The sequence below is a fragment of the Jannaschia seohaensis genome (genome assembly GCF_900116765.1).
Taxonomy (GTDB): domain Bacteria; phylum Pseudomonadota; class Alphaproteobacteria; order Rhodobacterales; family Rhodobacteraceae; genus Jannaschia; species Jannaschia seohaensis.
In genome coordinates this window covers 35,290-47,131 of sequence record NZ_UETC01000018.1, presented here as the reverse complement: position 1 = coordinate 47,131, position 11,842 = coordinate 35,290, and the positions used below count along the sequence as shown (strand labels likewise).

At 67.6% G+C, this 11,842-nt stretch carries 3 protein-coding genes; 2 read left to right on the top strand and 1 reads right to left on the bottom strand.

The genetic code is table 11. The features are described from left to right. Positions 1-475 precede the first annotated feature (475 nt). On the bottom strand, positions 476-3,235 hold the full coding sequence (locus DTQ71_RS21295) for a clostripain-related cysteine peptidase (RefSeq protein ID WP_170125530.1): 2,760 nt from the start codon (positions 3,233-3,235) through the stop codon (positions 476-478). Between the two features lie 1,079 nt (positions 3,236-4,314). Here DTQ71_RS21295 and DTQ71_RS21290 point away from each other — a divergent pair. After that, positions 4,315-9,747 (top strand): alpha-2-macroglobulin family protein, encoded by a 5,433-nt coding sequence (locus DTQ71_RS21290; protein WP_245947684.1) that lies wholly within the window; start codon positions 4,315-4,317, stop codon positions 9,745-9,747. Next, on the top strand, positions 9,744-11,819 hold the full coding sequence (gene pbpC / locus DTQ71_RS21285; protein WP_109566313.1) for a penicillin-binding protein 1C: 2,076 nt from the start codon (positions 9,744-9,746) through the stop codon (positions 11,817-11,819). Before DTQ71_RS21290 ends, pbpC begins: the two co-directional genes overlap by 4 nt. Positions 11,820-11,842: the final 23 nt, after the last annotated feature.

The window sequence follows — 11,842 nt, the reverse complement described above, 5'->3', positions numbered from 1 at the left end:
CTCCGTATCGGCAATTGAGCCCCGCCTTCATGCCATCTTCACCGACATCGAGATGGTGGAACGGATCATTGACCGCCTGCACTTGGACGACGCGGCTTAGCCTCGAAGAGCATCGTGGGCGCAGCTCACCGGCCTCGCACAGGCGAGCCGGACTGAAGTCATCGCGTTAGGTCTGCCGGCCCCTTCCCCCGCGAGCCGCACGCGCCTTAACTCTGGTCTCGGGCCTCACAAGGGCGGACACGCCGCCGGAGCCTAATAGGGCTGACCAGATTTATGAACGGTCCTTGGCCAAGACTTCGATCGCGGAACCGGTGTCGACCAGGACCATGCCCGCACGGCGGTGTGATCCAAGCGCGCCGTGGCGGATGGTGTCGATCAGGCGCGGTCATTGCCGCCGCGTACCGGCGATCCTGTGCGTCCGCATCGCGCCTGCCTTGATCGAGGGAGCCGCCAATAAGGACGGCTCCCGCGAAGCTCACTGGATCCGGGTGAACTGGTAGATGTCTCCGTACTCGTCCTGGAGCGCGAAGCTGTTACCCGAGTACTGGACGTTGTAGACCGAGCTCTCACCCCAGAAATCGACGGTGTACATCAGGTTGCCGTCGATCTGGTAGGTTCCTGCGTCGACCAGCTCGCCATACTCGTAGAGTTCGTAATTCGTGTCGTTCATCGCCAGGACGAGGCCCATCGTGCCTTGCCAATATCCGGCAAGCGAGACGGCAGCGGGCGCCTGCGGCGTCGGCGTAGGTTGCGTGCCGGGAGTTTGTCCCGGAGGCGATGGCTGCGTCGCTGGCGGTTGCCCCTGCGGCGCGGTTTGGCCCGCCGGGGGTTCGCCTTCGCGGGTCAGCAGGATGAGCCAGCCCTTCGGGACCAGTTGCTTCATCAGGATCCTTGGCGAGCCCGCCTCCCAGCGGGACACGAGAAGGGTGTAGACGTCGGACTCCAGGGGATAGCCCTCGTCGTCGTAGCGGATCATCCGGAGCGTCGGCGTCAGTCTTGTGTCGAGCACGACCTCGCTGGGCCCCAAGACGAAGTCCGCGTCTTCGTCGTTCGTCGTCACCGAAACGAGGATCGAGGGATCGCGCTCGTGGGGCCTTATTTCGGTGACGAGCGGGATCGGCTTCCACTCGCCGTCTATGAGACCGTTCCAACGCCATTTGCCGGGCAGCATCTGCGGCGTGAGTTCCTTGGCCTGATCGAAGAACTGCTGCTCCTGCGCGTCGTAACCCTCGACGGCGATGCTGGCGGAGACGAAATTCGAAAGGCCGCCAATGGATTCCGCCCGCACCGCCACGACGATCTCACCCGGGTCGTCGTTACCGACGATCAATTCCAGCCCGTTGCGCCACGACATTTCCGCTCCCCGAAGGTAGCTCATGTCGCCCCCATCCTCCGGTATGAACTCGAAGAGCAGGGTGATCTTGTCGTCGGGCTCCGGGCGGATTTGTCGGAAGGCGACGGTGCCGTCGGGCTGCGGAAGCTCGACGACGACGCTGACCGCATACCAGTTCACCACGTTGAAATAGACCGTGGCGAAATACTCCTCGTCGCCGCGCCCGAGCAGGACGGGGACTGCGACGGTCGTCAGATCGGTGAGCGAGGATCCGTCGATAGTGGCCAGTCCTGCCGTCTCTCCGTCGCTCACGTAGAACCGCCGGCCCACGAATTCCTGTGAGACCGTGTTCTGGCTGCCCTTGAACTCCGGCATGATCAGATCGACCACGCTCGCCACGGCTTCGGTCTGCTTGTTGTAGTATTCCGGGTCGACGATGTAGCTGTGTTCCAGGATGCGAAGGCCGCCGTTTTCGGCGTCGTGGGTCGCCTGGAGCGACTGCACCCAGAGCACGTTTTCACCCTCGACTACCGCTTCCAGCCCGAATCCCCCGCCGGGCGTCCCGCCGCTCACCGTCTCGCCGGTCTGCGTGTCGACGATGCGGAGCGAGGTGATATCCGGCCGGGTGAGGTTCTCGGCCTGACGGGTATGCAGGTCCTTCAGAAGCCCCGTCCAGGTCGAGCGCGCGGCAAGGGCCGTGGTCGCATAGTCCTCGTTGAACTGCTCGCTCAGAAGCGGCGCGTAAATCGCCATGCCATGGCTCAGCCGGTGCCGAGGGCTATGGTAATTGGCTATCACCGCCCGGTCCATCGCGTCGACAAGATCGCGATAGGCGTCTTCGGCCGGGAACGGCTGCACCGAATGGCGAAGCCGACCGACCATGTCGAGCAGATCCACGCTTGCTAGAGCGCGGTTCCCGTGCCGGACATCAGTCCGTTCGGAGTAGCTCTCGGAGTAGAAGAGCGAGCGCGAGACATCCGACCAAGTCGCGCTGAGCGATCCCGCGAGCGAGGTGGAGATCGTGTCCAACGCATTGGCCACGCGAGTCATCTCGGCGAGGTCGATCGCCGACAGCGTCGCGACGGTCTCGTTTCTCGCGCCGTAATACGCGCCATAGGCCTCCACGATGGCGGCCCCGAGCCGTTGGGCGCCCAGCGTTTCCTTGCCGAACTCCGGAAGAATGGCGTCGTAGGGCCACCCGTCCCCCGGCTCGACCGCCTGGCTTGCCACCAGGACATCGGCCAGTTTGCGAAGCTCGTAGCCGGTTTCGAGTTGCGCCATGAGGCACATGTCGAACCCTACGATATCGAGTTTCTTCACGGAGGTTCTGGCGAGCCCCGTCCGGAGCCCTTCGCTGACCTCGGCGAGGTTGAAATCGTCATAGCCGTTGCTTGTCCCCGGCGCGTCATGGTCGCTCGCCATCGAGCGCCAGCCGCCCCCGTGATCCCAGAGAACGACGGCATAGTTGCGCGCGGGGAACTTGTTGATCGAGGCCGAAACGAAAGAGGCCAGCGTTTCCGGCGCACCCATATTGACCTCGCCGAGCCTCGCGAGTTCGTCCGACGCGATATGCTCCGGATCGGTATCGCTTGTGACGCGATAGACACGCGCCTCGGTCCAGTCGCCGTCGCTATCGTCGAAGCCCTGCGCTCGATCGAGGAGCACCACGACCTCGACACCACGCTCGGGCAGGCCCGCCTCCATCTCGTTGATATCCGAGAGGGCGAAATATTCGAGGTCATTGTCGCCATCGAGGTAGACCATGACCGTCCACTCGCGATCCGGGTCGATCTCGGGCTTGCCGAAGCTGCTCAACCCGTCTTGCGCCTGGGATGGGAGTCCACTGGACAGCAGCGCAGCAGCCGAGAAAGCCGCCGCAAGGAAGGCTCTTGTTCTGATCATCGCGGCCTCCCACCGTCGGTTTCGCCAGAGCAGCGTCAGACCGGCCGAAGCCTTCGCGCCGGATGGACCGGCATCGGGCCGCACGCGCATCTTCCCGGTTGGCGCATTGGTTCTAGCATGGGGGGCGTAAGCGGCTCCCACATTGACCGCGATCAACCGAGCCGATGTCTCGCATGATCGCGCGTCTTCCTGTGGCTCGCGTCAGTCGACGCAGATCGCGTCGTCTATACCGGCGTCGTTCAGGTAGGAGCAGCAGCCAAAAGACCGAGCCGCTACGCGCAGATCCGCGTCTCCGCTTCGCACCAAGCAGCGCGACCGGAGGCACGCACCGCATCCGATACGCTTGATGCAGAATCTACGCCCGAGCCATCCTGCGGCTTGTCCCGTGCATCTCAAGTGTCGGAGGGCGCGGGGTGTGCCCGCCCGAGGGATCGATTCCGGGTTCAGGAGATGACCCCGGCTGCAGCCTGCGGCGCGCAGTCGCCTCGGTCAGGTCGGGCGTGGCTCAGACATAGACCTCGGACCGAGAGACGCCCAGCACCTCGCCCCTCCCGCGAACCGGGCCGATAGGCCGATGCTCCGCGACGAAAGCGAAGGTCATGTCGCTTCCCGCCCTTCTTTGAAAAGTCACGCTCCTCCTTGAGCTAGGCCTCGGATCAATGAACCGTCCAGCGCCGTCAGCCTGGTTGTGCCTCACGGACGCGATCCAGGAGGGTGGCCATGTCCGAGATTCTGATCTGGTTGAGCGAAGCATGGATGGAGCGGCTCAGGCCGCATCGTCCACGTGCTGAAGTCCGGGTGACGATGGGGTCACGCGCCCGCCGCCTACGGGCCTCGGAAAACGGTCTACAACCGTTGGCAACGGTGTGCGGACGCGATCGAGCGGATGTTCGGGAGGCGCAAGGATCGTCGCCGGATCGCCCCACACCAGACGACCGCAGAGCGGACGTCGCTCTCTCCGCAGCCGTCAGTTCCTGGTCATGAGTCCGGAGCCTATAAGAGGGCAAGACCAATGCGGAAATCGTTGTTCTTTGAATTTTCGCATGCAAAGAATAGGAATTCGGAGGGTGCGTAATCAAATGAATTACCTTGTCCGTTTTGCCCTTTTCACTTTGTCTCTGACCTCCGCTGCGTTCGCGCAAGGCGACGTGCCGGATGACCCGCTGCCAGAGCGGCGCCTGACCGTCTCGCGCGACACCGACTTTCCCGGCGGCGATTTTCAGTCGCTTTTCGACGTCTCGTATGACAGCTGCAGGGCGGCGTGCCTCGCCGACCTGCAGTGCCGGGCACTGACCTACAACCACTTGGCGAACGCCTGCTTCCTGAAGTCGGTCGCTGCGGCGCCTTCGCCCTTTGTCGGGGCCTCGTCGGCCAAGGTGTTCATCGCCGATCCAGCGCTCGTGACACTGGCCGGTCAGCGGGCGGAGGATCTTCTCTTCCTCGGCGGCGACACTCTCGACGCGGCGCGCGGGTTCGCGCGGGATATCGGCGAGGACTTCGGCACGGGGGGATGGACGCTCGAGGAACTGGTCGCGGCGGCGGGCCGGGCGCGTGGCGCGAACGACCACGAAAGCGCGGTTCTCTACACGGGTGCGGCGCTGACGATTTCGGATGAGTCCGCCCTCTGGACCGAATTCGCTCGGCTGAAACTGACCGGATCCGACCACGGGCGCGACGACGTCAGGGACGCGATCAGCGCTGCGGCGGCGGGCTATCTCCGCGCCCGCTCGCCGGGCGAGCGGGTCGGGTCACTTCTGGTCCTGTCGGAGGCATTGGAAAAGATCGGGCGGGGCCGCGACATGATCCCGGTGCTACGGCTCGCGCAGTCGATAGAGGCGCGTCAGGACGTCGGCGATGCCCTGGATGTGGCGCTCGGGAAGTACGGCTTCCGCCTCGTGGACACGCAGGTCGACAGCGACCTCGCCAGCCCGCGCATCTGCGCCACGTTCTCCGAGGATTTGCGGCCCGGCGGGATGGATTATGCCCCCTTCGTCACCATCGACCGGAGCGGTGATCCCGTCGTCACGTCCGAGGGTCGGCAGATCTGCGTCGAGGGGCTGGAGCATGGCCGGCGCTACAGCGTCGCCTTCCGTCCCGGACTGGCCGCCGCCTCGGGCGAGACGTTGATAAAACCGGTCAAGGTTGTTCTTTATGTCCGCGACCGGAGTCCGCAGCTGAGCTTTCCCGGACGCGGCTACATCCTGCCCGCGACGGGGCAGGTGGCGGTGCCCATCGTCGGGGTCAATGCGCCCGAGGCCGATCTCAAATTGCTACGGATCTCGGACCGCAACCTCGTCGGCGCGATCCGGAACGACTATTTCGGGCGGCCTTTGAGCGCCTGGCAGCTGTCGAACTTCGCAAAAGATCTGACCGAGGAGGTCTGGACCGGCTCCGCCACGCTTGCCACCGCCTTGAACCGCGATGTGACGACCAGCCTGCCGCTCGGCGAGGTCGTCGAGGGTCTGACGCCGGGCGTCTACGTGCTCCAGGCCTCACTCCCCGGCGAGGAGCCGGACTGGGACACCGCCGCCGCGATGCAGTGGTTCGTCGTGTCGGATATCGGTCTCGCCACCTATTCCGGCAATGACGGGCTGCACGTCTTTGCACGTTCACTCGCCACGGCCGCGCCGGCGGCGGGCGTCCGCGTGGAGCTGGTGTCGCGGTCGAACGCCATCCTGGCGTCGGCGGTGAGCGACGCGGAGGGGCATGTGCGGTTCGATCCGGGCCTCGCGCGGGGCACGGGCGGGTTCGCGCCGGCATTGGTGACCGCCGCGCTGGGCGACGATCAGTCGTTCCTTCCGCTCACCGATCCCGAGTTCGACCTCTCCGACCGTGGGGTCGAGGGCAATCCCGCCGCCGGTCCCGTCGACGTGTTCGTCGCCACCGATCGTGGCGTCTACCGCGCGGGCGAGACGATCCATGTCACGGTCCTGGCGCGCGACGGCCGGGCCGAGGCGCTGTCCGGGTTTCCCATGAGCGCCGTGCTGGTCCGCCCCGACGGCGTCGAGTATTCGCGCACCTTGGCGCAGAGCGAGAACGCGGGCGGTTACGTGTTCGCTCTGCCGGTCGCCGGGTCGGCGCCGAGGGGCACGTGGCGGCTTGACCTCTTCTCGGATCCCGAGGCGCCTGCACTCGCCTCGCAGCGGCTGCTGGTCGAGGACTTCCTGCCCGAGCGGATCGACTTCGATCTGGCCCTGCCGGAGGGCGCGATCCACACCACGGACAGGCCCGACCTGACGATCGTCGCGCGGTATCTCTTCGGCGCGCCGGGCGCGGACCTTGCCATCGAGGGAGAGGTGAAGCTGAGCGATGTCCGGACGCTTGAGGCGTTCCCCGGCTTCGTCTTCGGCCGGCACGACCGGCCCGTGTCGCAGGCCTTCGCGTCGATCCGGACCGGGGCGCGCACCGATCGGGACGGGCGGGCGGTCGTCCCGCTGACCCTGCCGGTTTTGGCTGAGGCGACGGGACCGCTGGAGGCGGAGGTCTTCGTGCGGCTGTCCGAGGGCTCGGGACGTCCGGTCGAGAGGTCGATCAAGCGGGCGGTGACGCCTGACGCGCCGGTGATCGGCATCCGGTCCATGTTCGACGGGACGCTTGCCGAAAACGGAAGCGCGGGCTTCCGGCTGATCGGGCTTGGCCCGGACCTCGCGCCCGCCCCGATGAACGTCCGATGGGTCGTGAACCGGGTCGAGACGCGGTACCAGTGGTATCAGATCGACGGCAACTGGAACTGGGAGCCCACCACGACGCGAAGCCGCGTCGCCGAGGGCGAGGCGGCGCTGTCCGGGGGGCCAGCCGAGTTTTCGGTCCCGGTCACCTGGGGCGAGTACGAGCTTCGGGTCGAGACTGTTGACGGCGCCTACGCCACGTCCTCGGTCGGGTTCTCGGCGGGGTGGTTCGCCTCCGCCAGCGCGGTGGATTCGCCCGATACGCTGGAGTTGTCGCTCGACGCGACGGAGTATCAGCCGGGCGACACCGCGCGGCTTCGGATCGTGCCCCGCTTCGAGGGCAAGGCGCTGATCACGGTGCTGTCGGACCGGCTGATCGCGATGAAGGCCGTCGAGGTGAGCGAGGGCGAGAACCTGATCGACCTTCATGTGACTGACGCATGGGGCGCGGGCGCATACGTCACCGCATCGGTGATCCGGCCCATGGACGCGCCATCCGGGCGGCAACCCGCGCGGGCGCTCGGCCTCGCCTATGCGGGGGTCGACCCCGGCGCGCATCGCCTGGCCGTGGCGGTCGAGGCCGCCGCGGTGGCGGAGCCGCGCGGGCCCTTGCCGGTCGCGGTGAAGGTGAAAGGCGTGGAGCCGGGCGAGATCGCGTGGGTCACGATCGCGGCGGTGGATGAGGGCATTCTTGGCCTGACCGGCTTTGAGACACCGGATCCGTCCGCACATTATTTCGGGCAGCGGCGGCTGGGGGTCGCGTTGCGCGATGTCTACGGGCGGCTCATCGACGGATCGAGCGGCACCGCGGGGCAGGTGCGCTCGGGCGGCGACGGGATAGCGCAGCTGTCGATGGAAAGCCCGCCGCCGACCGAGGAGCTTGTCGCTTCCTTCTCCGGCCCGTTAACGGTCGGGGCGGACGGCTATGCGCGGACCGCGTTCGACCTGCCGTCCTTCAACGGCACGGTGCGACTGATGGCCATCGCCTGGTCGCCGACCGGCGTCGGACAGGCGGAGACGCGGGTGCTGGTGCGCGACCCGGTCGTGGTCACGGCCTCGGCGCCGCGCTTTCTGGCGCCCGGCGACACATCGCGGCTTCTTCTGGACTTCGCCCACACGACTGGCCCGACGGGCGCGAACGCATTGGAGGTGACCGCCACCGGTCTGACGGTTGGCACGGTGCCGGAGATCGTCGAACTGGCGGAGCAGGGCAGGGCCCGCGTCTCGGTGCCGCTGATCGCGGGCCCGACCGGACCTGCGACGGTCGAGGTCATGCTGAGGACGCCAGACGGCAAGGCGCTGACCAAGACGCTGCGTATCCCGGTCGAGGCGAACGAGCCCGAGGTGGCGCGGACCTCGCGCTTCACGCTGGAGCCGGGGGCGTCGTTCGTGCTCGACGCGCAGGTCTTCGCCGGTCTCGTCAGTGGCACGGGGACGGCCACCCTCGCCATCGGGCCGCTCGCCTATCTTGATGGGCCGGGCCTCCTGCATGCGCTCGACACCTATCCCTATGGCTGCACCGAGCAGATCACGTCGGGGGCGATGCCGCTGCTGTATCTCGACGAGGTGGCGGTGGCGATGGGCCTGGTGGAGCGCGACCGCCTCAGGGACCGGGTTGGGCAGGCCATCACGGCTGTCCTTCAGAACCAGTCCTCGAACGGATCCTTCGGGCTTTGGTATCCGTCGTCGGGCGATTTCTGGCTTGACGCCTATGTCACCGACTTCCTCAGCCGGGCCCGGGCGCAAGGCTTCGAGGTGCCGGACAGCGCGTTCCGCGCGGCCATCGACAACCTCAGGAATCAGGTGGCCTACGCGCCGGACTTCGACAGCGGCGGTGCGGACCTGGCCTATGCGTTGCTCGTGTTGGCGCGCGAAGGTGCGGCGGTGATCGGCGATCTTCGCTACTACGCCGATCAGAAGGCCGGGGCGTTCTCGTCTCCGCTGGCACTGGCGCAGCTCGGCGCGGCGCTGGCCGCCTATGGCGATCCGACGCGGGCGGAGGCGATGTTCGCCCGTGCCGCGCGCGCCGTCGCGAGAGACACGGCCGAGCAGGTCGGCTGGCGCGACGACTATGGCACGCATCTACGCGATGCCGCCGGCGTGCTGACCCTCGCAGCCGAGGCCGGGTCCGCGGCCGTGGACCGCGATCTGCTCGCGGCCCAGGTGGCAAGCCCGCGCGAGACCGCGCTGTCGACCCAGGAAATGGTCTGGTCGCTTCTCGCTGCGCACGCGCTGATCGGCGCCAGCGGATCGGACAGTGTGACACGCGACGGCCAGCCGCTGGCGACCCCGGTGGTTCGCATCGCCGCCGACGATATCAGCACGCCGCAGACCATCGCCAACGGTTCGGCGCAGGAGACGACGCTGACGCTGACCACCTACGGCATCCCCGAAACGCCTGAGCCGGCGGGCGGTGAGGGCTACCGGATCGAGCGGGCGTATTACACGCTCGACGGTACGCCGGTCTCGCCCGACGGCGTGGCGGTCGGCACACGGCTCGTGACGGTCCTGACGGTCAGTCCCGTGGTCGAAGGCGGGGCGCGGCTTATGGTGGACGACCCACTGCCCGCCGGGTTCGAGATCGACAACCCGAACCTGCTGCGCGCGGGCGATATTGGCGCGTTCGACTGGCTCGATACGGTGGGGACGGACTCGTCCGCGTTCCTCGACGACCGCTTCCTCGCCGCCGTGAACACGCGCTCTACCGATGCGTTCCAGCTCGCCTACATGGTGCGCGCCGTGTCACCGGGCACGTTTCACCAGCCCGCCGCGAGCGTGGTCGACATGTACCGGCCCCGGTTCCGCGCGCGGACCGATTCAGGCACGGTGACCGTGACCGAATGAGGGCTTGGCCGTTCTTCGCCGCCGCCGCGCTTTTGTTTGCCATCGGCGTGGCGCATGACGCCTTCGATCGGTGGGTGGATGACACCTCGTTGCCGCCGACGGCCATCGCGACCTCGACCGAGGTGCTTGCGCGGGACGGCACCCTGCTTCGCGCCTACACGGTCGATGACGGGCGCTGGCGGCTGGCCCTGACCCCGGAGGAGACGGACCCGGCATTCCTTCGGATGCTCGTCGCCTATGAGGACAAACGCTTCGCGCAGCATCGCGGCGTCGATCCGCTGGCGGTCTTGCGCGCCGTCCGGCAGGCGGTGACGCAGGGGAGGGTCGTCTCTGGCGGCTCGACCTTGACGATGCAGGTCGCGCGGCTCCTGGAGGACGGGCCGACGGGATCCTGGAAGGGCAAGCTGCGGCAAACGCGGCTGGCGCTGGCTCTGGAGCGCCGCCTGTCAAAGCGGGATATTCTCGCGATTTACCTCGAACGCGCGCCTTATGGCGGCAATATCGAGGGTCTTCGCGCCGCAAGCCGGGCCTGGTTCGGCAAGGACCCGCGCCGCCTGACGCCCGCCGAAGCGGCGCTTCTGATCGCGCTGCCGCAGTCGCCCGAGACCCGCCGCCCCGACCGCAACCGCGCCGCCGCTATCGCCGCCCGCGACCGAGTGCTGGCACGCATGGTCGAGGCGGGCGTGCTTGACGCCGACACCGCCGCGGCCGCGATGCGCGAGCCGGTCCCATCCACGCGGCGGGCCTTTCCCACCGTGGCGCCGCACCTGGCCGACCGGCTCATTGCCGAGACGCCGGACGAACGCGTGGTACGGACGACGATCGACGCCGAGACGCAGAGGAAGCTAGAGCGTCTTGCCACACGGGTGGCGCGCGAGGCGGGGGACCGGCTGTCGGTCGCCATCCTCGTCGCCGACCACCGGACGGGCGAGGTCCTGGCCTCGGTCGGGTCCGCCGGCTATCACGATGGCCCACGGGGCGGGTATCTCGACATGACGCGCGCGCTCCGTTCGCCCGGATCGACGCTGAAGCCTTTCGTCTATGGCCTCGCCTTCGATCTGGGTCTTGCCCATCCGGAAACGCTGATCGAGGATCGACCCGTCGCCTTCGGTACCTATGCGCCGCAAAACTTCGACGGCGGGTTCCGGGGCACCGTCACGCTGCGCGACGCGCTGCAACTCTCGCTCAACATCCCGGCGGTCGAACTGGCCGAGGCCATCACGCCCGACCGCCTGACGACCTTCATGCGCGCGGCCGGTGCCCCGGTCGAGATACCCGGCCGGCGTCCCGGCCTCGCCGTGGTGCTCGGAGGGCTCGGAACCTCGCTCGAAGGTCTGACCCAACTCTATGCCGGACTGGCGGAGCAGGGCGCGGCGGTCGAGTTGCGCTACCGGTTGGGGGCTGTCCCTGTCGAACGGCGGCAACTGATGCGCCGCGAAGCCGCCTGGATGGTCGGCGACATCCTCGCCGGCCTCGCTCCGCCAGCGGGCGCGCCCGCTGACCGGATCGCCTATAAGACCGGCACCTCCTACGGGCACCGCGACGCCTGGGCCATCGGTTTCGACGGACGCCACGTGATCGGTGTCTGGATGGGGCGCCCCGACGGGACGTCCGTGCCCGGCGCTTTCGGTGCAGCGCTCGCCGCTCCGGTCCTTTTCGAGGCCTTCACGCGCCTCAAGCCGGCGCTCGACCGGTTGCCGCCGCCGCCTCAGGGAACGTTGATCGCCGCCACCGGGCAACTGCCGCGGCCGCTTCAGCGCTTTCGCGGACGCGATGCGCTGTTCCGTCCCGCCCCGGACGCGCCATCAATAGCCTTTCCGCCGGACGGTGCGGTCCTCGCCTCGGTCGGAACGCTGGTTCTCAAGGTCCGGGACGGTGTAGCGCCTTTCACCTGGCTCGCCGATGGTCGCCCGCTTGCTTCCGCCGAGCGGGAGCGCGAGGTGCAGGTGTCCCTGCCAGGCCGGGGCTTCGTCACGTTGTCGGTGGTGGACGCGGAGGGTCGCTCTGCCCGGTCGCTGGTCCGGATCGACTGGGACGGGACTTCATCGCTGCATCCGGTCTTCGGCGACTAGCTGACCGTCTGGAATGTGGAGGC